This window comes from Zobellia sp. OII3 (assembly GCF_002211465.1).
Lineage (GTDB): Bacteria > Bacteroidota > Bacteroidia > Flavobacteriales > Flavobacteriaceae > Zobellia > Zobellia galactanivorans.
Genome location: NZ_MWRZ01000002.1, coordinates 302,180 through 323,854, shown reverse-complemented (window position 1 = coordinate 323,854; position 21,675 = coordinate 302,180). Strand labels below are relative to the sequence as shown.

Here is a 21,675-nt window from a genome sequence, read left to right as displayed (position 1 = left end):
TAATTTTTATTTTAGCCGTTTTCTTCTGTTGTTTTCATAATCCTCAAAAATCATTTCCCCCAATCCTTTTAATCCCGTAAAGAAGGCCTTGCCCTTGTTCGCCTCGGTAAAATGCCGGATAAATTGCATTAAATAGGCATCTTGGGCAATCATAAATGTGGTAATCGGAATATGCAGTTTTCTGGCCTGCCGTGCCATATTGTAGCATTTCTCGACAATGTAATCATCTAAACCGACACTATTTTTATAGTAAGTACCGTCAGGAAGCCTTAGACAACTGGGTTTTCCATCGGTGATCATAAAAATCTGCTTATTGGTATTCCGTTTACGCCGTAAGATATCCATGGCCAATTGGAGTCCCGCTACCGTATTGGTATGATAGGGTCCGACTTTTAGGTAGGGAAGGTCTTTAATGGGTATGGGCCAGGCATCGTTGCCAAAAACCAGAATGTCCAGGGTATCCTTGGGATAGCGGGTCGTAATCAATTCTGCCAGCGCCATCGCCACTTTTTTAGCGGGTGTAATACGGTCTTCCCCGTATAGAATCATACTATGGCTGATGTCTATCATCAGCACCGTACTCATCTGTGCCTTATGTTGGGTGTCTTCTACGACCAGGTCTTCCTCATTGAGTTGAAAACTGCCAATACCATGGTTGATTTGTGCATTTTTCAAGCTTTCGGTCATGGAAATATGCTCTAAGCCATCGCCATAACGGTATTCCCTGAAATCTCCGGTATGCTCATCGCCTTGTCCCGATTTTCCCGTTTTATGATTTCCCGAGCCGCTGCGCTTAATTTTTCCGAAAATTTGGTCCAAAGCCCTTTGTCGGATCAGGCGTTCCATTTTGGCGGTAATGGAAATATTTCCCTTTCCACCGTTTTCATCGCCCTCATCCCCTTCTCCATCGGAAGGATCATCGTCAAATTCCTCCTGAATGTATCCTTTTGCCTTTAACTCCTCTATGAAATCATCGATCGTATATTCATCATCGGTCAGTTCATACTCCTTGTCCAATTCACGCAGCCAATCTATAGCCTCGTCAAAATCACCCGAAGTATGGGTAATGAGCTCTTGAAAAATATCAAAAAGTTTTTCAAAGGGAGTTTGTTCCGGTGCTTCATAGGTTGAAAACCGGAACCCTTTTCTCGTGTTCATAGCCATAACATAAAATTACTTAATAAAACCGTCAACACCTCCCTTTTTAGGAAATGTTAACGGTTACGGACTATTAGCACATACAAAGCCTTGCTCCTTTGCTATTTTATGGGGAAGGTTGTGCTTAGCTTATGATTCCCAAGGGCGCTGTCGTTTTATAGGCGCCCCGAGTAAAGTCAGGAAATTCTTGTGGAGCCCCATTGGCTGCCACGGAAGCTTCGCTTAAGGGCGAAACCGCACTCCATAGGCAACCTTCGTAAACGTTTTGGTCTAAAGGCTCCCCGTTTCTTAAACATTCAACGATACGGAATAACATTATAAAGTCCATTCCGCCATGACCGCCCATCTTTCTGGCCAGTTCACCTACCCGTTTATATAAAGGATGTTCGTATTTCTCGTAAATTTTGGCCAAGCCCTCGCCTTCTGCCCAGTGATGGTGGTCTTCCGTAGCACCTTCAACACCACCTTCCAAGGCGATTCGGGTCGGAAAGCCGGCCAAAGTGCCCTTGGTTCCCTGAATCATATTGTGACGGGTATAGGGGCGTGGACTGGTTTCGTCCCACTGTACCATAATGGTACGGCCCAAAGTACTCTTAATGATAGAGGTATTGATATCCCCTCCTTTGTAATCTAATTTATTCCATTTATGATCTGCAGGGAAGTTCTTTTCGGCATACAGTTTACGGCCCTTTGCGGGAGATGAGAACGAATTGATAAACTTGAAGTTATCTTCTGTACGGGCAATGTTCATATACTGTGCTACGGGACCCAAACCATGGGTTGGATAGAGATTTCCATCTCTATGGGCATAATGTGGTGTTCTCCAAGAACCTGTACCACGGTCTACCTCATTCATTTGAAAACGCAATTCATGGATATAGGCTGCCTCGCCATGCAATAATTCCCCGATTACCCCTTTTCTACACATGTTCAAGTACAACAGCTCATCTCTGCCGTAGTTGACATTTTCCATCATCATACAGTGTTTCTTCGTTTTTTCCGAAGTGTCAACAATGTCCCACATTTCTTGCAAGGTCAATGCCAATGGTACTTCTACAAAAGCATGGCTGCCGGCATTCATGGCCGCGATGGCCATAGGGGCGTGTAATCCCCAAGGCGTTGCGATGATTACGGCATCGGGTTTTTCTTCCTTCAGCATTTTTTTCCAATCGTTCTCACCATCGGTATACAATTTCACCTTCTTATGTCGCTGACCTTTACCGACTTCTTTACAGACATTTGCGGATTTTTTGGCCAAGTCTTCATAGAGGTCGGAAATAGCAACGACCTCTGTACCTTCTATTGCCGCAATTTGAGACACATGTCCAGATCCCCTAGCTCCTACCCCGATAAAGGCAAAACGCACCTTGTCTAATTTAGGTGCTGCAAAGCCTCCCATGTATTGGGCCGAGTAAGGCCTGTCCGTTCCTAAAAAAATAGCTTGGGAAATATTCGGTGCCAATGCGATGCCGGCCCCTACCAATGAGGTTTTTTTTAGGAAATTTCTTCTGTTCGAATTCATCTGTCTTTTTTTGTGGTTGTTTGTAGAAATGAGTCTACAATATAAAGAAGTTTTAGGTAATTTGAAGATATAGGATACTGCAATTCAAAAAGTAGTGCCAAGGGCCCTTTATTTTTTTGAAAGGCCCTTAAGAGAACCTACCTTCGTAAAAGATGATAAAAGAACAGTGCTTCGGGTTTTTGGCTACCCCTGCTTTATGGAGGGAAATGGAATTCGGAATAGAACAATTCGTTTTTCCCGATATCGATTTGCATGGATTTACTCCACGACCAATTTTAAAAAAAATGCGCCTTGGCCATCAAATGGAAGAGGTATTCTCCCGCTTGTTGATTCATGACACTACCTACGAACTACTGCTGCACAATCTGCCGATCAAAGACCATAACCGGACCATTGGCGAAATTGACTTTATACTACGGCATAGGGAGACGAAAAAATTGATACATGTGGAATTGACCTATAAATTCTATATCGTAGACCCGAGCCTACCAGAGCCCATTCACCGATTGGTCGGCCCTAACCGTAGGGATTTGTTCTTTAGTAAAATGGAAAAGATAAGGGATAGGCAGTTTGCCCTTTTGCATACGGAAAGTGGTATCAAGGCTTTATCGGAAAGAGGCATCGACCATGAAGCCATTGTTCATCAAGCCTGTTTTAAGGCCCAATTGTTCATGCCCTTTCAAAAGCCCCATATTCATATAGAACCTTTAAATACAGCTTGTGTTTATGGGTATTGGCTTCGGTTGGAGGACTTTGATACCGCCGATTTTAAAACCTACCATTATTACCTGCCCATTAAATCGGAATGGGTCGTTGCACCGCACAACAACGTTGATTGGTCTTCCCATTCCGAAATTTTAAAAGAAGTGCGCCTACGTATCGAAAATACAAGTGCCCCCATGGTCTGGCTGAAAAAATCGGATGGCCAATTCGAAAAACTATTTGTGGCCTGGTGGTAAGTAAGACCTGTGAAGGGCCTAGGTTTAAAATATGTCTATATCTCCCTTACCTTCCCTGACGACTTCGGCTTCCCCATTCGATAGGTCGATAACCGTTGACGCCACATTATCGCCATAACCGCCGTCGATTACGATATCGACCAAGTTCTCCCATTTTTCAAAAATGAGTTCCGGGTCGGTGGTGTATTCCAACAGATCATCATCATCACGAATGGAAGTAGAAACTATGGGGTTGCCCAGTCCTTCCACCAGTGCCCTGGCTATGGTGTTGTCAGGTACCCTGATTCCAACGGTTTTTCGCTTCTTGAAATCTTTGGGGAGATTGTTGTTACCCGGAAGAATGAAGGTATAGGGCCCCGGTAAGGCCCTTTTGAGAATTTTAAAGGTGGCCGTATCGATTTGACGAACGTAATCTGACAGATTGCTTAAATCGGCACAGATAAAAGACCAGTTGGCCTTGGCCAATTTAATTCCTTTGATTCGGGCAATCTTTTCCAAGGCGCGCGAATTGGTAATATCGCAACCTAGGCCATAGACCGTGTCAGTTGGGTAAATGATCAGCCCGCCCTTGCGCAAAACATCGACTACCCTTTTTACTTCCTTTGGGTTCGGATTGTCCTTATATATTTTTATAAACTCTGCCATAGCATTTCACTTATAAGACCTTATCTAAATTACTACATTTTTTTCTTCTCTCAAACCCTATGGATCACCCCCTGCCTTATGGGATTGTTTTTCTGTCTATTTATTCACTTTTAAGGAAAAGCAATGATATGGTTTAAAACAACAAAGCCCCATGAATCTATTTCTTGGGGCTTTGTTTATAGTGTAATGAATCGTCACCTAACCTATAACTTCCAATTTGGCAAAGCGAAGCAATAATTTCTTTACGTCGCCCTTTTCAAATTGGATCTCGGCCTTTCGGTCATTGCCCACACCTTCTATTTTCAATACTTTTCCTCGACCAAATCGCGTATGGTTGATAAGGCAGCCTTCTGCCAGATTGGGGTCTACCGAATTGGTGTTGCCCACGGGCGTAGCCAGGTCCGGTTTGAGTTTCCGCAGCTTTCTAAGCTGGTTTTCATTCGGTTTTTTTCGACTTGGCGGGGTGCCTTTCACCGGTTTGTTCTGACGTAACCTGCTTTTGTCCACCTCTCCGAAAATATCGCCGTCCAATAAAGGTTTGTACCGATAGCCGGTATCGATCGGAGTGAGGTTTTCTATGTATTTCTCATCGATTTCCTCTAAGAACCGACTGGGTTCGGCATCTATCAGTTTGCCCCATCGGTACCTGTTTTGTGTATAGGTAAGATAGGCTTGCTTTTCGGCCCGGGTCAGGGCCACATAGAACAACCTTCGCTCTTCTTCCAATTCGCTACGGGTATTCATACTCATTCCTGAAGGGAAGAGGTCTTCCTCCATACCTACGATATAAACATAGGGAAACTCCAATCCCTTGGCCAGGTGAATGGTCATTAGGGCCACACGGTCATCATCGCCTTTATCGTTATCCAAATCCGTTGCCAAGGCCACATCTTCCAAGAATTCACTAATACTTCCTGTAGCATCGGCAATTTCTTTCTGTCCTTCCACAAAATCCTTTATACCGTTGAGCAACTCTTCAATATTTTCCATTTTACCGATACCTTCTGGCGTTCCGTCTTTTTTAAACTCTAAAAGGAGTCCGGATTTTTTGGCCACATGTTCGGCCAAGGTAAAGGCGTCGGTCGTTTCGTTCATGATCTGGAAACTGCGGATCATGGTGGTAAAATCTTGTAGCTTTCGCTTGGTGCCCGCGTTGATTTTTAAATCAATTTTATCGAGATTCTGAATAACCTCAAAAATGGAACGGTTGTAATGATTGGCCGCTACCGTAAGTTTATCAAGGGTGGTCTGTCCTATACCCCTTGCCGGGAAATTGATGACCCGTTTAAGGGCCTCCTCGTCTTTCGGGTTGATTACCAATCGCAAGTATCCCAAAACATCCTTGATTTCCTTCCGTTGGTAAAAGGATAGTCCCCCATAGATACGATATGGAATATCGCGCTTTCGTAAGGCGTCTTCTATGGCGCGGGACTGTGAGTTGGTGCGGTAGAGCACGGCAAATTCGCCATTGCCCATCTGTTCGTTCATCTTATGGTCCCAAATGGATCCGGCTACGAAACGCCCTTCCTCGGCATCGGTGGTACTGCGGTGTACCTTGATCGGAGGGCCGTCATCGTTCGAGGTCCAAACCACTTTCTCTAACTGGTCTTTGTTCTTTTCGATAATGGAGTTGGCCGCATTTACGATATTTCGTGTAGACCTATAGTTCTGTTCAAGGCGGTACATGCCCACATTTTCATAATCGCGTTGAAAGTTGAGGATGTTGCTGATATTCGCCCCGCGGAAAGAATAGATACTCTGTGCATCATCGCCCACCACACAAATATTATGATAGCGGTCGGCTAGGGCCTTTACGATCAAATATTGGGAATGGTTGGTATCTTGGTACTCATCTACCAAAATATATCGGAACCGGTCTTGGTACTTCATAAGCACTTCGGGGAAGCGGTTCAATAGCTCGTTGGTGCGCAACAACAAATCATCAAAGTCCATCGCACCGGCCTTAAAGCAACGCTCTACGTAGTTCTGGTAGATTTCTCCCATTCTTGGCCTTTTGGCCATGGCATCGGCTTCTACCAGTTCAGGGTTCTGCATATAGGCCTTTACGGTAATCAGGCTGTTCTTGTATGAGGATATACGGTTCTGCACCTGTTTGTACTTATAGATATCCTTGTCGAGTCCCATTTCCTTGATAATGGAAGCCAACAGCCTTTGCGAATCTTGGGTGTCATATATGGTGAAATTACTCGGGAAGCCCAATTTATCGCCATCGTACCGCAATAACTTGGCAAAAACGGAGTGAAAGGTACCCATCCAAAGGTTTTTGGTCTCTGCCCTACCCGCAATCTTGGCGATACGCTCTTTCATTTCACGTGCGGCCTTGTTGGTAAAAGTCAATGCCAATATGTTAAAAGCATCAACACCTTGTTGCATCAAATAGGCTATACGATAGGTAAGCACCCTTGTCTTGCCCGAGCCGGCTCCGGCAATGACCATTAAGGGGCCATCTTTATGCAGAACGGGAGCCCTTTGGGCGTCGTTCAGTTCATCTATAAAATTATCCAATTTACTAGGGTATTTTTTGTAGCGGTGAATTTAACCATAAATAGGTTTACCTTAAAACATAGTTGACCTCTTTTATAAACAGAGGGTTCCGTTTATGTCGAAATCAGGGAGTCCGTTCGAGGCATGGGAGTGCGTGCCGCTCTATGCGTTCAACCGTGCAACACGGTAGCCGCATATAACGATAAATTTGTAAAAATGGGGAAAAGCAGGTTATACGTTAAACCTGAAGTGCATGATATCGCCATCCTTCACGATATATTCCTTGCCTTCTACGCGCATCTTACCCGCTTCCTTAACTTTGGCTTCACTTCCAAATTGAACAAAATCCTTATAAGAAATCACCTCGGCGCGGATAAATCCTTTTTCAAAATCGGTATGGATTACCCCAGCTGCTTGAGGAGCGGTAGCGCCAACGGGAATCGTCCATGCACGAACTTCCTTGACCCCCGCCGTAAAATAGGTCTCAAGGTTGAGCAATTTATAGGCGCCACGAATCAATTTAGCCGAACCCGGTTCTTCCAAACCAAGGTCTTCTAAGAACATTTGGCGTTCTTCATAGGTTTCAAGTTCGGTAATATCCGCTTCGGTACCAACGGCCAAGACGATTACTTCGGCGTTCTCTTGGGCAACGGCGGCCTTTACTTTTTCTACATAGTCATTTCCTGTAGCGGCGGCATCTTCATCTACATTACAAACATACATTACAGGCTTATCGGTAATGAATTGCAAGGGTTTTACAAATTCGTTTCTATCGTCTTCCGATATATCGATGGCGCGAACCGAAGTTCCCGCTTCCAAACCTTCTTTCAGCTTCAAGAGCACCGCTTCTTCTTTTTGGGCTTCCTTATTACCCGTCTTGGCGGCACGCTTTACCTTGTCCAGTTTTTTATCTACCGTCTCAAGATCTTTCAATTGAAGTTCCATATCAATGGTCTCTTTGTCCCTTATCGGATCGACGGAACCATCGACATGAACAATATTGTCATTGTCAAAACAACGGAGTACATGTAGTATAGCATCGGTTTCACGAATGTTTCCCAAGAACTGGTTTCCCAGTCCTTCCCCTTTACTAGCCCCTTTTACCAAACCGGCAATATCTACGATTTCAACCGTTGCGGGCAAAACACGTTCTGGATCTACCAATGATTCCAATTTCTCTAACCGGGCATCGGGAACATTTACCACCCCGATATTTGGTTCTATCGTACAAAAAGGAAAATTGGCACTTTGCGCCTTGGCGTTGGAAAGACAATTGAACAGAGTTGATTTTCCTACGTTTGGCAATCCTACAATACCTGCTTTCATCTTGAAATTTGTAATTAAAGTTTGAATAAATTAAAAAGGGCTTCTAAAATAGGGTGCAAAGATAACTTTTTGAATTGGTATTTTTAATAAATCTACTCTCCTCTTGCTTAGGTCTTATAAGTAGATTTAAGTGCTGTAGTCCGTGTTGAAATATTTTCAAAAAAATAAGTGTATCGTTGACATATAATCATGAAATAGTCAAAAATGACAAATTAAATTAAAACATTTAACGTTATTTTAGTAATCATTGCATATATTTAGGCCAAGCCCAGATCTAAAATATGAACACCTTTTCTGAAAAATCTTTATGGGAATTATTTACGGAAGGAGATCAAAACGCCTTTTCTTCATTATTCAAAACCTATTATCCACAACTCTACAGTTACGGAATAAAAATCTCTTCGGACCAATTTATTACTGAGGATTGTCTTCAAAATTTTTTTATCTACTTACATAAAAATCGAGGAAAAATTAGAAAAGTTGACCACGTAAAATCTTACTTATTTACCTCTTTTCGAAGGGCAATTCTAAAAAGTTTGAAAAAGGAACGGCAATTTAGTTCTTATGATACGTCATTTGAATTAGGTCAGTCTTTTGGATTTTCACCCGAAGAATTGAAAATCGAACAAGAATTGAGCCATATCAAGACGACAACCCTGGCCATCTTACTTAACTCACTTTCCACACGACAGCGAGAAGTCATCTACTTAAAATACTATAGTGGCCTATCTACAAAAGATACCATGGAGGTTATGGATATATCTTATCAAAGCGTATTGAACACCTTGCAGAAGGCCTTTACCAAACTAAGAAATGAGATCGAAGATCGAGAAATATCGGCGGTCTTTGAAAAAACTTAAAAATAATAGGGTATAAATAATAAACATTAGCCTCTTTATTAGTGAAGCCCCTGTTTATGAGCAAAGAAGAACTATCCCTCTTAGAGATACTGATCGACGATATATCGTTCGTAAACTGGGCAAAGAACCATAATCAAAACGATGTGGCCTTCTGGAACAAATGGATTGGGCAACATCCTGATAAAATAGAAACGGTGTACAATGCCAAGGCTATAATATTAGGTATCAAATTCAACAAGACCCAGGTTTCGGAAACTAAAATAGATCAAGCCCTTAGCGATATACTAGCCCTAGTAGAAGTGGAAGAAAAAAGTATTAATAAGGAAAGATTTTCGTTCATTACCGTAAAATATATGGCAATGGCGACCACCTTGGTTCTCATGATAAGCTTGGCCTATATTTTTATACCTGCCGATACCACGGTTACCCACACTACCCTATTTGGGGAAATCATCGATTTAAAACTGCCCGATGGTACGTCTGTCATCTTAAACGGTAATTCTCAAATAAGTTATGACAAAAGCAGCCCCCGAAATATAAATCTATCGGGAGAGGCTTACTTTAAGGTAAAAGCCATTCCCTCTACCAAAGCCAAATTCTGGGTGAATACCAAAGATTTAAAGGTAGAAGTATTCGGAACACAATTCCATGTAAGCACCCGAAACAATAAGACCGGCGTTCTTTTAGATGAAGGCTGCATTGAGCTTTTGCTGGGGAACGGCACCTCCCAAAAAATGAAACCGGGCGAATTGGTATCGTATTCCAATGAAGACAAGGCCATAACCCATGACAGGGTGACCCAAGAACTTTCCTATTCCTTATGGCGTGAAGGAACCTATATATTCAACAACACCTCGGTATATGAGGTCATGAAAAATATAGAACAGGCCTATGGCCTAAAAACGGAATTCATTGACGAAGAACTAAAACATCAAAAACTTACGGGAGGCATCCCCAACCAAAATCTAAAAATCTGTTTGTCGGCTATAGAAAAATCGACAGGAACCCGAATTGTCGAGAAAGACAATAGACTTTTAATGTTTAAAAATTAACTCAAAATCAAATCATTACTATGAGAAACACTATTATGAAAACACTGTTAGCCGCTAGCCTGTTGATCGGAAGTATTCCGATTCAGGCTTCGGACAAAAACCTTGACAGGGAAGCGAAAAATTACGTTACCCTTTCCGATTTTCTCGCCGAGATAAGTAAAAAACACAAGGTTTTTTTTACGTATAATGCCAGCCTTATATCTGGGGAGAATCTAAATCCTGAGGAATACCGATATAATAAGCTCAATAAAATCATACATAAACTCGAGAGTAAAACCAGTTTTGACTTTGAGTATTTGGGCAATAGCTATTATGTCGTATACCACAAGAAAGCCGAGAAAATAAAAACTAAGAAGCTTTTTCTTAATACTTTGGGCCACACTACCACTTTGGATCTATCCGTACTTCAGCAATCCGTTTCTGGAAAGGTTGAAGATCAAGATGGCAACCCGCTAGCAGGTGTTAATGTGGTGGAAAAGGGAACGACCAATGGTACTACTACCGATTTTGACGGAAATTATACCATTGAGGTTTCCGATAATGCCACCTTGGTCTATAGTTATATAGGATTTCCGACCACGGAAAAAAAGGTAGCGGGAAAATCGGTTATAAACGTATCGCTTAGGGAGGGCGTACAATTGGAGGAGTTTATTGTTGTAGGGTCGCGAACCGCTCCTCGAAGCAACACGGATACACCGTTACCCGTTGACGTTGTGGGTGTCAAGGAATTAACTTCTACAGGGCAAGCGACATTTGATAAAGCTTTACAGTATAGAATTCCCTCGTTCAACACGGTTCAAACACCCGTAAACGATGCCACCTCCTTACTCGATCCTTATGAAATTCGTAATATGGGTCCAAGTAGGACCCTGATCTTGATAAACGGTAAACGTAAGAACTTGAGTGCCCTTTTGTACACACAAACCTCACCGGGACGTGGTGAAACCGGTGCGGATATTTCCGCCATACCGACAGACGCCATAAAAAGAGTGGAAATCCTTAGGGATGGTGCTTCGGCCCAATATGGTTCCGATGCCATTGCCGGTGTTATGAATATCATCCTTAAAGATAGTCCCAATGAAGGTTCCGCCACGGTGCGTACGGGAATTACCTCGGAAGGTGACGGTGAAATGTTCGGGGTATCCTTGAATAATGGAAGTTCAATAGGTGAAGACAAGGGTTTTATCAATTACACCATTGATTTATCTAAAGTAAACCAGGCCAATCGACCTGGAACGGTAGATGCCGGCGGTGAATACGCCGATTTTGTTTATCGGGACCCGCTGGATACGGAAAACTACGAAAACGGACATGATGAAGCGAGTTTGATCGCTAGAAACCAGGCAGGGTTGAACCTGGTAAACAACTTCTTGGCAGAAACCCCTGATGCGGGCAACATCAATGGTTCTCCAGAAACGGCAGCGGCCAAATTTTCGGTCAATTTCGGCTATGATTTAAGTGATAACACACAACTATACGGAAATGCAGCTTATGTGTATAAGGCGGTAAACAGTTTTGCCAACTATAGAACCCCCTACTGGAGGCAAGCCGAGTCATTATCACCGCTTGATATTGACGGAACGGATTATTCGAGCTACTTGACCGACTTTTTTCCTGATGGCCCTAACGGCGCTTATGTAGGTTATGTACCTACCTTTGAGGGTTTGCTTAGTGATTATAACGGTACTATCGGATTCAAGTCGACCATTAATGATTGGAATATAGACGCTAGTTTTACCACTGGTGGTAACTTACAGACCTATAAGGTCAATAATTCACACAATTCTAATTTTGTATACTCCCCTTCGGTCTTTCTCGATGCCAATGGAAATGGTTCGGTAGATGATGGGGAAATCACGGAAGGTTCGCAGTTGTATCGTGAAAATAGTCAACAATCCTTCAATCCTGGTGGAACCAAATTCACACACAACGTTGGGAATATTGATATCTCAAGATTGCTATCCGATAAAATAAGTATAGGTGTCGGTGCTGAGTTCAGAACAGAAACTTTTGAAATCATAGAAGGGGAGCTAGCTTCTTATGATGGTGGCGGTGCCGATTCATTTGCGGGTGCCTCTCCACAAAACTCCGGTAAATTCAATAGATATAACATTGGGGGCTATTTAAGTTTAGATTACGATGTAACCGATGCGTTCTTGTTAAGTGGTACTATTAGAACGGAAAACTATTCTGATTTTGGCAATGCTTTTGTATATAAGTTTAGCTCACGTTACAAAGTGGCTGATGCGTTTACCTTAAGAGGTTCGATCTCTTCTGGATTTAGGGCGCCTACCTTACATCAGATCTACACTCAGAAAGCCCAGTATAGTTTTGTTCCCGGTCAAGGTATTCAAGTAGGTGGTTTGATCAACAACGTGTCTACACAAGCCAAACTTTTGGGCATACCGCAATTGGATGCCGAAACGTCTACGAACTTTACCATTGGCTTTGGTGGGAAAATAGCCAATAAATTCAGCTATACTTTCGATTACTACAATATTGCCGTAGAAGATAGAATTGTATTGGGGAATGAAATTGGAGGAAGCGGCGATGCTGCCAACCCGTTAGACGTTCTTTTGGCGAACAATAATTTAAGTGATGTTAGCTTTTTCTCGAACGCCATTGATACAAGGACTTCGGGTGTAGATGTAGTTCTTGCTTATAGGGGCATTGCACTTGGGGCAGGTAGTCTAGATTTGAATTTATCGGGAAACTATACGATTCAAAACGAACTTGATGGTCCGGTCAAGAACATTCCTCTAGTGGAAAACTCAGGTCAATCCGTAGTGAACGGAACCCAAGAGGCCTTGTTTTTTACTTCTCGTCCTGAAACGAAGTGGATTTTTGGAATAAACTATAATATCAATAAATTCGGTTTCTCCCTGAACAATACCTATTTCGGAAAAACAAGGTTCCAACAACAAGGATTGCAAGACCTTGAAGACATTTTTATTAATGCTGCCGATATTCCTGCAGGGGCCGCAGCAGATGGTGGTTCTGATTTGAGTACAGAGTTTACCCCAAAAATCGTGACCGATTTAGGGATAAATTTTAATGCAACCGAAAAGTTTACGATTGCATTGAATGTCAACAATTTATTTAATGTATTGCCCGAATGGAGTTTTGTTGATGCTACGGCAACCGGTCAGGCAATATTAGATGGTGCCGCGGTCGTGAATTCGCCTTCTAACCTGATTACCTTCAACCAAAGGTATTCTCAAATGACTTATGACGGCTACCATTTCAGTCAATTAGGAACCATGTTCAACTTATCGTTGAACTATAAGTTCTAAGCTATTACATTTAAGTATATTATTGCTTGAACAAAAGCCGCCTATAACTAGGCGGCTTTTATTTTGTCTATGTGAATATCAAGAAACAAAAAACCCGGGCAGTGCCCAGGTTTCTATGTAATGTCTTTCGATTAAAAAATTAGCCCAACGCCCTAGCTGTCGGGGTGCATGAATTTTTGTTTGGCCAAAAGGGTCTCTTCCGACTCTACGTGTTCATCATCAGGCACACAACAATCTACCGGGCAGACCGCTGCACACTGTGGCTCTTCATGAAAGCCCATGCATTCGGTGCATTTATCAGGTGAGATATAATAGATCTCATCACTGATCGGTTCTTGTACCTCGTCTGCGTTCACCGCCTTACCGTTTGGAAGCACAACATCCCCTTCGAGAGAAGTGCCATCACTGTAACGCCATTCATCAGCTCCTTCGTAAATTGCAGTATTCGGACACTCAGGCTCACAAGCCCCGCAATTGATGCATTCATCCGTTATAACTATCGCCATATTCGTTTTATTAAGCTGAACGGACTTTAACCCGTTCGTTATATTTTCATTTTAATCTTAAAAGCAAAAATCGATTCAGTATTCTTACTTTTGCACAAAGGTACTTCGGAATACAATTTTGAACAAATATATGAACGACCATCACAAAACTTTTATTGCTTTTGTTAAACTCGGCCACTTTCTTAGGGAGTTTGTTACATTGGAAACACCAAACGATGAATGGTCGCGAAAATTAGACGAGGCCATTGTCCTATCCAAACATAAAAATGGTTGGTTTACCCGGGAAAATGTAATACACGCACTCAAAAGCTGGGGCGAATTGCTTACCGATGAAAATCTTACCGCTTGGCTATCTGCCTACGACGTCAAACAGAACCGCCCGAAAACGGTGGCCCTGATCATGGCAGGAAACATTCCCTTAGTTGGGTTTCACGACTTTCTGTCGGTACTCATTACCGGAAACAAGGTGTTGGCCAAATTGTCTTCCAACGATAATGTGCTCAATATCTTTATTAAGGATTACTTGGTTTCTATTGAACCTTCCTTAAAAGACAGCATTGAAATTTCCGATGGGCGTCTAGAGGGCTTCGATGCCGTAATCGCTACAGGAAGCAATAATACCTCCCGCTATTTTGAGCACTATTTCAGTAAGGTACCCAATATTATTCGAAAAAACAGAAACTCGGTTGCCGTTTTGACCGGAAACGAATCGACGGAACAGCTCAATGCCCTAGGGGAAGATGTATTCCGTTATTACGGTTTGGGGTGTAGAAGTGTCAGTAAGATATTTGTTCCCGATACCTATGATTTCGATACGCTTTTTAAGGCCGTGTACCCCCACCACCCTATTGTAGAGCACGTTAAATATGCGAATAACTACGATTACAATAAAGCGGTCTATCTGATGTCGGAGTTTAAGATACTCGATAACGGATTTTTGATCCTTAAGGAAGATAAAAGCTATAGCTCCCCTATTGCTTCGCTCTTCTACGAACGTTATAAGGACCTTTCTTCATTGAAGGAAGGGCTTGCGTCTGACACGGATGAACTACAGTGCATTGTGGGGCAAGGTGTCGTAGAGGGGGAAATACCTTTTGGAAAGACCCAACAACCCTCGCTAACGGACTACGCCGACAACCTTGACACTGTTGACTTCCTGTTAAAAAACTAATGGAATTTTTCGTGATAAATAGTTACGTTTTCCCTTAAATTCAAGACCTTTATCCTCTTAAATTATTTTACACCTTATGAAAAAACACAATTTTAGTGCCGGACCCTGTGTACTACCGCAAGAGGTATTTCTAAAAGCTTCTGAAGCTATAATGGACTTTAACGAATCGGGACTTTCGCTTATAGAAATTTCCCATAGAAGCAAAGACTTCGTTGAAGTCATGGAAAAGGCACGTAGTCTTGCCCTAGAGCTTTTGGGCTTGGAAGGCAAAGGATATTCAGCACTTTTTCTTCAAGGTGGGGCAAGTATGCAGTTTCTTATGACGGCCTATAACCTTCTTGAAAACAAGGCAGGGTACTTAAATACCGGTACCTGGAGCGAAAAGGCCATTAAAGAGGCTAAAATGTTCGGGGATATTATGGAAGTTGGATCATCAAAAGACGAGAACTTTAACTATATCCCGAAAGGCTATGCCATACCCGAAGGTTTAGACTATCTTCATTTGACTTCGAACAATACTATTTTCGGTACGCAGATCAAGAAATTTCCAAAGACAAATGTGCCTTTGGTTTGCGATATGAGTTCCGATATCTTTTCGCGACAACTTGATTTCACCCAATTTGACCTGATTTACGCCGGAGCACAAAAAAATATGGGCCCCGCCGGTACAACCTTGGTCGTGGTAAAAGATGATATTCTAGGGAAGGTCTCAAGAAAAATCCCAAGTATGCTCGACTACCAAGTGCATATTTCCAAAGATAGTATGTTCAATACCCCTCCGGTATTTGCGGTTTATACCTCTATGTTGACATTAGAGTGGCTCAAAGACTTGGGTGGTATTGCGGCGATTGAGGAAATCAATGAGAAGAAGGCGCAATTGCTTTATTCTGAAATTGATCTGAATCCTGTATTTCAAGGTTTTGCCAAGAAAGAAGACCGTTCGAACATGAATGCTACCTTTAACCTGGCCGATGATAGGCTAAAAGAAACCTTCGATGCCCTTTGGAAGGAAGCCGGAATCAACGGAATCAACGGTCACCGATCCGTAGGTGGATATCGCGCCTCTATGTACAATGCCCTTTCCCTAGAAAGTGTAGGGGTTTTGGTAGATGTGATGAGCGAAATGGAAAGAAAAGGATAACAGCCTGTTCCCTATAAAATTAAGATCATAAAAAAGGACGACCGTTGGTACATGCCTTGCCGACGGACGGCCTTTTTATTTCAATACAAACCAATATTTGAATCAAATGAAAATACTTGCAAATGACGGAATGGCCCAAGCGGGCATCAAAGTACTTGAAGATTCTGGTTTTGAAGTACTGACCACTAGGGTGGCCCAAGAACAATTACAGAATTTCATTAACGATAATCAAATAAACGGTCTGTTGGTGCGCAGTGCCACACAGGTGCGTAAAGACCTTATCGACAACTGCCCTAGCCTAAAACTTATAGGAAGAGGCGGGGTCGGAATGGACAATATTGATGTGGAATACGCCAAGGGCAAGGGGCTTCATGTTATCAATACCCCTTCGGCTTCATCTTCATCCGTGGCCGAACTTGTGTTCGCCCATCTTTTTGGGGGAGTCAGGTATTTGCACGATGCCAATAGGAATATGCCGCTTGAAGGTGATAGCAAGTTCAAGCAATTGAAGAAATCCTACGCTGCCGGAATGGAGCTACGGGGAAAGACCCTGGGTATTATCGGTTTTGGAAGAATCGGTCAGGCCACGGCCAAAATCGCACTGGGCGTAGGTATGAAAGTCATTTACCACGATCCATTTCTTGAAAAGGCATCGATCGAGCTGCCCTTTTTCGACGGACGATCGCTAACTTTTGATTTTGAGTCACAAACTAAGGACGAATTGGTTTCAACCGCCGATTTTATTACGCTTCACGTTCCTGCTCAAAAAAGTTATGTTTTGGGAAAAAAGGAATTTGAGCAAATGAAACCTGGGGTCGGTATCGTAAATGCCGCCCGTGGAGGTGTACTCGATGAAGTCGCTTTGGTAGATGCCCTTGAAAACGGGAACGTCTCCTTTGCGGGACTTGATGTGTATGAATCGGAGCCTTCACCTGAAATTAGGATATTGATGCACCCGAATATTTCGCTTACACCCCATATAGGTGCCGCAACCGGTGAAGCACAGAACCGTATTTCCACCGAATTGGCAGAACAGATCATTACACTATTAAAATAAGTCGAGTACAATACGTTTACCATAACCTCGTTGAACAAGGTATCGTTCGGCGGGGATTTTTTTCAATTAAACCTCTACGGATAAAACCACAAGACTTTTTTCGCTTTTCTACGGAATTCTTGTCGGCAACTCATTACGAATCAGATAGGTATATTTTGTATAATGAAGGTTTGGGCAAGAGATTATAAGGGTTCTTCTTCCTTTCTAGTATTTTTGACCGAATCTTTTCGTAAATTGTTAATCAATTATAAACACATAAACACATAAACACATAAACACTAAACATTATGTCAGGATTATTAGACTTACTAAGCAGCCCTATGGGCAAACAATTAATAAGCGGCGTAGCCAGCCAAACGGGCAACTCTACCGACCAAACCGGTAGTGTGCTTAGTATGGCCCTCCCCGTTTTAATGGGCGCAATGAAAAAAAATGCGTCTTCTCCCGAGGGAGCACAAGGATTGATGAGCGCCCTATCGGGCAAGCACGACGGGGGTATCTTAGATAATCTTGGCGGACTTTTCAGTGGAGGTGTGGATCAATCGGTAATGGACGATGGTGCAGGTATTCTTGGTCATGTCCTAGGGGGAAAACAGACTCAGGTTGAAAATGCATTAAGCCAAAAGTCAGGAATGGATGCAGGTTCCGTTGCTACCATATTGAAAGTAGCGGCCCCTATTCTATTAGGATACCTAGGAAAACAGACCAAAGAACAGAACGTTAGCGATTCCAATGGCATTGGCGACCTTTTAGGAAACTTGATGGGTGGCGGTGATTCCGGTAACCAACAACAGTCTTTGATCGAATCTTTTTTAGATTCCGACGGTGACGGAAGTATACTTGACGATGTAGCCTCTATGGCCCTTGGTGGTAAAAAAGGAGGAATTGGCGGTATGCTAGGTGGTCTCTTCGGAAAATAGACCACTTACATTTGCAAAATCACTAAAAGTCGTTTGTTGATACAAGCGGCTTTTTTTTTTGTAAATTGGTATAGAAGTTGTTGCAATACTGCTAAAAGATGAAGCTATGAAAAAGATATATTTAGTTTTAGGCACACTCGGTCTTTTTTTCGTAATGATAGCGGGCAGTTGTTCAAGTTCAAAAGAAACCGTAATATCCGATAAAGAGAAAGCTGCCTTTCGTCAAAAGGAGGCGGATACGGTAAAAATTGCCGACGATGCCACCGAATACGAAATTATCATCATTGAACCCGGTTTCAATTTTTGGTTAGAGAGCATAGCCAAACCCCGAAACTATTACTCCCAAGAGTTTCTTGAAAGCAGAAACCAGATTTTCGTCACCAACTACAACCAAAGGGTAATGCAGCCCATGCGCTATGACCCCAATCTTTATGAGCAGCAGATCAACTATGATTTCCATACGGATTACGGCTACGAGGTGAATTACAAGCTCTATAATTACTTTATTTATTTCCAAAGAAAATACAATCAGCGACTAGGGCCTTTTGTACCAAGAATTTGATTCCCTATATTTGTCTAGATTCTTGTTATGAAAAAACTTAAACAACGCTGGGGCGTAGACTCCAATTTTCAGTTAGCCGTCATTTTTTTGGTCTTTGCCATTACCGGCTCCTGTGCTACCAAACTTGCTGCCCCCATTACTTCTTTTATAGGTCTTGACAGCGAAACTACGAGTGCTTGGTTATACTGGACGGCACGTATTTTCTTGATATTCCCTATTTACCAAGTGCTTTTGGTGGCCTTTGGATGGCTCTTTGGTCAGTTTCGGTTCTTCTGGAATTTTGAAAAGAAAATGATCCACAGGCTTGGCCTAGGGTTCTTGCTTAAATAATTTACCAATTCTTTAACGAAACGACTACTGTAATTTTTTCTAGTTTTGTGGCATGAATAAAATCATCGGCATTTTAACTTCAACGATTTCCGTTTTGCTGGTGGTCTGTATCCTTGCACCTTCGATCACTAAACTTGCACACGCCCTTTACGAACACCATTCCGAAGAGTGTACCGAAGCCGATAGCCTTCACGTGCATGAAGCCGAGTTGGATTGTGATTTTCAAAAGTTCCATCTCTCCCCTCAGTTCACTCCTTTCTTAATTGCCTTTACACCTTATACCCCTGAAATCACTAGGGAGAATACCAACAATTTCTACTTCTTTTTAAGCAAATACCAAAAACTACATTTTGTACTTAGGGGACCACCCCAACTTTCATAATTACCTCGATTTATATCACTTTATTTTAAGTATTACTTTAAATCATAATTATTATGGAACGCTTTATATATGCATTGCTTTTTGCAATGTTGGGAACTTATGTACACGCCCAAAACGCTTTATCGGGAACTGTTACCGATCCAAGGGGAAACACGAAATTATTTGGTGCGGAGGTCTATTTTCCACAGTTGGAAAAGGGTACGGTCACCGATGAAAACGGAAGTTATGAATTGAACAACCTGCCAACGGGGAGCTATAAGATTGTTATCTCCCACATTGGTTTTCAAACTTTGTCGAAGTCTATTTTAATCACGACCGGCAACAACACTTATGATGCCCAATTGGCATCCAGTGCTATTGAAATGGAAGAAATTATCGTTTCGACCCCCTTTCATAAGCTACAGCGTGAAAATGTGATGAAGGTAGAAAGGGCCGATATCAAGAGCCTTAAGACCAAGGGGGCGGTTACGCTTTCCGACGGGATTACCAATGTTCCAGGGGTGGAAAGTGTCTCTACCGGCCTTGGAATAGGCAAGCCGGTCATACGAGGACTTAGTTCTAACCGTGTACTCGTGTATACCCAAGGCATTCGAATTGAAAATCAACAGTTTGGAGATGAACACGGTCTTGGTATAAGTGATGCGGGTATTGAGAGTGTAGAGGTTATAAAGGGACCTGCTTCCCTCCTTTACGGCTCAGATGCCATGGGCGGGGTACTCTACCTTAACCCTGAAAAGTTTGCAGTGGCGAACAGTACCGAAGGCGACCTTAATCTTAATTATTTTTCAAACACCGAAGGGCTTAATGCCAATGCCGGGTTTAAAACCTCTGGGGAAAAGTTCAAGTTTATTTTAAGGGGGAGCACGGCCAGTCATACCGATTATCACACAGGCGATGATGTAACGGTAACCAATTCGAGGTTTCAGGAACACGATGTAAAAACGGGTATCGCCTATCAGGAAAACAATTTTAAAACGGAACTTCGTTATAACTACAATTACCTAAAACTGGGTATTCCAGAAGAAATAGGTGCTCAGACCAATGAACGCGCACCCCTTTCCCCCTTTCAAAAAATAGATAACCATATTGTAAGTTCAAAAACCAATATTTTCTTTGGAGCGTCAAGTTTGGAAACCATTTTGGGCTATACCTTTAATACAAGAAAAGAGTTTGAGGAAGGGGAAGAAGGTGCCGCCCTTGATATGGATTTGGCCACTTTCAACTACAATCTTCTCTATCACTTGCCAAAATGGGGCAACTGGGAAACTATTGTCGGTGCGCAAGGAATGCACCAAACCAATACCAATTTCGGGGAAGAAGTCCTGATTCCCGATGCCACGACCAACGACATCGGTTTCTTGGCCACATCACACCTTCATTTTGAGAACAATAGCGACCTACAGCTCGGACTCCGCTATGATCGGCGTACCCTGAGCGGTGAGGAAAATGGGATCTCCGGTGAAGAGGGGTATATCGCTCCGATAGATCGGGACTTCAATAGTGTGAATGCCGCCATTGGTTATAAGCTGGAACCCTTAAAACGGCTTACCGCCCGAATTAACCTGGCTTCGGGTTTTAGGGCGCCCAATTTGGCCGAATTGACTTCTAACGGGGTACACGAAGGCACGAACCGCTACGAAATAGGTAATGCCGATTTGAGCAACGAACAAAACCTGCAGACCGACATCTCTCTAGAATATAAAAACGAACACGTAGAGTTCTATGTCAACGGGTTTTACAACGCAGTAAACGATTATATCTTTATTCAATCCAATGGTCAGACCATCGACGGAAATACTGTTTTCTTATACGAACAGCAAGACGCCAAACTCTACGGCGGGGAAATCGGATTACATATACATCCACATCCCTTAGATTGGCTACATATTGAGAGTAGTTTTGAAATGGTTACCGGAAAACTTAAAGACGACAGCTATTTGCCTTTGATTCCTGCAAACGCCCTGAACAACACCCTACGTACGGAATTCACCAAAAGTAACAGTTGGCTAGAGAACTACTATGCTTTCGTCACGCTTAAATCCGTTTTTAAACAGGATAAGGTCAGTGGATTTGAACTCGCTTCAGACGGGTATAACCTTTTGAGCTTGGGGCTTGGAGGAAAGACCCTTCTTTTTGGTTACCCTATCGATATTCGCGTTAGCGCCAACAATATTTTAAACACCGATTATATTTCGCACTTGTCCCGTCTGAAAACCGATGGTATAGCGAATATTGGAAGGAATATAAATTTAGGGATAAGCATTCCGCTTTAACCCTTTTAAAAAG

Annotated in this window: 18 protein-coding genes; 12 read left to right on the top strand and 6 right to left on the bottom strand. The window is 42.6% G+C overall.

The window, feature by feature from the left end; translation table 11 throughout:
• Positions 1–6: 6 nt before the first annotated feature.
• Together B4Q04_RS08505 and B4Q04_RS08500 are read right to left on the bottom strand one after the other, a co-directional pair.
• Positions 7–1,164 (bottom strand): vWA domain-containing protein, encoded by a 1,158-nt coding sequence (locus tag B4Q04_RS08505; RefSeq protein ID WP_013995450.1) that lies wholly within the window; start codon positions 1,162–1,164, stop codon positions 7–9.
• 118 nt (positions 1,165–1,282) lie between these two features.
• Positions 1,283–2,680 carry a Gfo/Idh/MocA family protein gene (locus B4Q04_RS08500; RefSeq protein WP_088696552.1) on the bottom strand — a complete coding sequence of 466 codons (1,398 nt, stop codon included), beginning with the start codon at positions 2,678–2,680 and terminating at the stop codon, positions 1,283–1,285.
• Between the two features lie 152 nt (positions 2,681–2,832).
• Here B4Q04_RS08500 and B4Q04_RS08495 point away from each other — a divergent pair, with 152 nt between their 5' ends.
• A complete protein-coding gene (locus B4Q04_RS08495; protein ID WP_013995448.1) occupies positions 2,833–3,639 on the top strand; it encodes a DUF1853 family protein in 807 nt (268 codons plus the stop codon).
• Between the two features lie 24 nt (positions 3,640–3,663).
• Here the strand turns inward: B4Q04_RS08495 and B4Q04_RS08490 are convergent, their stop codons facing one another.
• The 3 genes from B4Q04_RS08490 to ychF form a co-directional block, all read right to left on the bottom strand.
• On the bottom strand, positions 3,664–4,284 hold the full coding sequence (locus B4Q04_RS08490; RefSeq protein WP_013995447.1) for an L-threonylcarbamoyladenylate synthase: 621 nt from the start codon (positions 4,282–4,284) through the stop codon (positions 3,664–3,666).
• 198 nt (positions 4,285–4,482) lie between these two features.
• The gene (locus tag B4Q04_RS08485) at positions 4,483–6,810 is read right to left on the bottom strand and encodes an ATP-dependent helicase (protein ID WP_013995446.1); all 2,328 of its coding nucleotides are present in this window, start codon (positions 6,808–6,810) and stop codon (positions 4,483–4,485) included.
• Positions 6,811–7,020: 210 nt separating this feature from the next.
• A complete protein-coding gene (gene ychF / locus B4Q04_RS08480; RefSeq protein ID WP_013995445.1) occupies positions 7,021–8,115 on the bottom strand; it encodes a redox-regulated ATPase YchF in 1,095 nt (364 codons plus the stop codon).
• Between the two features lie 281 nt (positions 8,116–8,396).
• On the opposite strand from ychF, the gene B4Q04_RS08475 reads away from it, so the two are divergent.
• The 3 genes from B4Q04_RS08475 to B4Q04_RS08465 are packed head-to-tail and all read left to right on the top strand — an operon-like array spanning position 8,397 to position 13,320.
• Positions 8,397–8,975 carry an RNA polymerase sigma factor gene (locus tag B4Q04_RS08475; RefSeq protein WP_088696551.1) on the top strand — a complete coding sequence of 193 codons (579 nt, stop codon included), beginning with the start codon at positions 8,397–8,399 and terminating at the stop codon, positions 8,973–8,975.
• 56 nt (positions 8,976–9,031) lie between these two features.
• A complete protein-coding gene (locus B4Q04_RS08470; protein WP_013995443.1) occupies positions 9,032–10,027 on the top strand; it encodes a FecR family protein in 996 nt (331 codons plus the stop codon).
• Between the two features lie 35 nt (positions 10,028–10,062).
• Positions 10,063–13,320, top strand: coding sequence for a TonB-dependent receptor (locus B4Q04_RS08465; protein WP_088696797.1), 3,258 nt, complete (start codon positions 10,063–10,065; stop codon positions 13,318–13,320).
• Positions 13,321–13,472: 152 nt separating this feature from the next.
• Here B4Q04_RS08465 and B4Q04_RS08460 read toward each other — a convergent pair whose 3' ends face one another.
• Complete coding sequence (locus B4Q04_RS08460) at positions 13,473–13,826, bottom strand: 4Fe-4S dicluster domain-containing protein (protein WP_013995441.1); 354 nt, start codon at positions 13,824–13,826, stop codon at positions 13,473–13,475.
• Between the two features lie 130 nt (positions 13,827–13,956).
• Between B4Q04_RS08460 and B4Q04_RS08455 the strand changes: the two genes are divergently transcribed.
• The 8 genes from B4Q04_RS08455 to B4Q04_RS08420 all read left to right on the top strand — a co-directional run bounded on the left by B4Q04_RS08455 (position 13,957) and on the right by B4Q04_RS08420 (position 21,662).
• A complete protein-coding gene (locus tag B4Q04_RS08455; RefSeq protein WP_088696550.1) occupies positions 13,957–14,997 on the top strand; it encodes an acyl-CoA reductase in 1,041 nt (346 codons plus the stop codon).
• Positions 14,998–15,073: 76 nt separating this feature from the next.
• Entirely contained in the window at positions 15,074–16,138 is a 1,065-nt protein-coding gene (gene serC, locus B4Q04_RS08450) for a 3-phosphoserine/phosphohydroxythreonine transaminase (protein ID WP_013995439.1), read from the top strand.
• A gap of 106 nt (positions 16,139–16,244) precedes the next feature.
• Entirely contained in the window at positions 16,245–17,195 is a 951-nt protein-coding gene (locus B4Q04_RS08445; protein WP_013995438.1) for a D-2-hydroxyacid dehydrogenase, read from the top strand.
• A gap of 287 nt (positions 17,196–17,482) precedes the next feature.
• Positions 17,483–18,115 carry a DUF937 domain-containing protein gene (locus B4Q04_RS08440; protein ID WP_088696549.1) on the top strand — a complete coding sequence of 211 codons (633 nt, stop codon included), beginning with the start codon at positions 17,483–17,485 and terminating at the stop codon, positions 18,113–18,115.
• 106 nt (positions 18,116–18,221) lie between these two features.
• Complete coding sequence (locus tag B4Q04_RS08435) at positions 18,222–18,677, top strand: DUF6146 family protein (protein WP_013995436.1); 456 nt, start codon at positions 18,222–18,224, stop codon at positions 18,675–18,677.
• Between the two features lie 27 nt (positions 18,678–18,704).
• Positions 18,705–19,007, top strand: a complete 303-nt coding sequence (locus B4Q04_RS08430; RefSeq protein WP_013995435.1) for a DUF6787 family protein — start codon at positions 18,705–18,707, stop codon at positions 19,005–19,007.
• A 52-nt stretch (positions 19,008–19,059) separates the two neighbouring features.
• Positions 19,060–19,389, top strand: a complete 330-nt coding sequence (locus tag B4Q04_RS08425; protein WP_013995434.1) for a hypothetical protein — start codon at positions 19,060–19,062, stop codon at positions 19,387–19,389.
• Positions 19,390–19,442: 53 nt separating this feature from the next.
• Positions 19,443–21,662 (top strand): TonB-dependent receptor, encoded by a 2,220-nt coding sequence (locus tag B4Q04_RS08420; RefSeq protein ID WP_088696548.1) that lies wholly within the window; start codon positions 19,443–19,445, stop codon positions 21,660–21,662.
• Positions 21,663–21,675 lie beyond the last annotated feature (13 nt).

Excerpts from the sequence above, each read along its gene's own strand:
- B4Q04_RS08505 (WP_013995450.1), bottom strand. The coding sequence starts at position 1,164 with ATGGCTATGAACACGAGAAAAGGGTTCCGGTTTTCAACCTATGAAGCA.
- B4Q04_RS08425 (WP_013995434.1), top strand. The coding sequence starts at position 19,060 with ATGAATAAAATCATCGGCATTTTAACTTCAACGATTTCCGTTTTGCTG.
- B4Q04_RS08455 (WP_088696550.1), top strand. The coding sequence starts at position 13,957 with ATGAACGACCATCACAAAACTTTTATTGCTTTTGTTAAACTCGGCCAC.
- ychF (WP_013995445.1), bottom strand. The coding sequence starts at position 8,115 with ATGAAAGCAGGTATTGTAGGATTGCCAAACGTAGGAAAATCAACTCTG.
- B4Q04_RS08465 (WP_088696797.1), top strand. The coding sequence starts at position 10,063 with ATGAAAACACTGTTAGCCGCTAGCCTGTTGATCGGAAGTATTCCGATT.
- B4Q04_RS08440 (WP_088696549.1), top strand. The coding sequence starts at position 17,483 with ATGTCAGGATTATTAGACTTACTAAGCAGCCCTATGGGCAAACAATTA.
- B4Q04_RS08420 (WP_088696548.1), top strand. The coding sequence starts at position 19,443 with ATGGAACGCTTTATATATGCATTGCTTTTTGCAATGTTGGGAACTTAT.
- B4Q04_RS08430 (WP_013995435.1), top strand. The coding sequence starts at position 18,705 with ATGAAAAAACTTAAACAACGCTGGGGCGTAGACTCCAATTTTCAGTTA.
- B4Q04_RS08475 (WP_088696551.1), top strand. The coding sequence starts at position 8,397 with ATGAACACCTTTTCTGAAAAATCTTTATGGGAATTATTTACGGAAGGA.
- B4Q04_RS08490 (WP_013995447.1), bottom strand. The coding sequence starts at position 4,284 with ATGGCAGAGTTTATAAAAATATATAAGGACAATCCGAACCCAAAGGAA.
- B4Q04_RS08460 (WP_013995441.1), bottom strand. The coding sequence starts at position 13,826 with ATGGCGATAGTTATAACGGATGAATGCATCAATTGCGGGGCTTGTGAG.
- B4Q04_RS08435 (WP_013995436.1), top strand. The coding sequence starts at position 18,222 with ATGAAAAAGATATATTTAGTTTTAGGCACACTCGGTCTTTTTTTCGTA.
- B4Q04_RS08495 (WP_013995448.1), top strand. The coding sequence starts at position 2,833 with ATGATAAAAGAACAGTGCTTCGGGTTTTTGGCTACCCCTGCTTTATGG.
- B4Q04_RS08500 (WP_088696552.1), bottom strand. The coding sequence starts at position 2,680 with ATGAATTCGAACAGAAGAAATTTCCTAAAAAAAACCTCATTGGTAGGG.
- B4Q04_RS08445 (WP_013995438.1), top strand. The coding sequence starts at position 16,245 with ATGAAAATACTTGCAAATGACGGAATGGCCCAAGCGGGCATCAAAGTA.
- serC (WP_013995439.1), top strand. The coding sequence starts at position 15,074 with ATGAAAAAACACAATTTTAGTGCCGGACCCTGTGTACTACCGCAAGAG.
- B4Q04_RS08470 (WP_013995443.1), top strand. The coding sequence starts at position 9,032 with ATGAGCAAAGAAGAACTATCCCTCTTAGAGATACTGATCGACGATATA.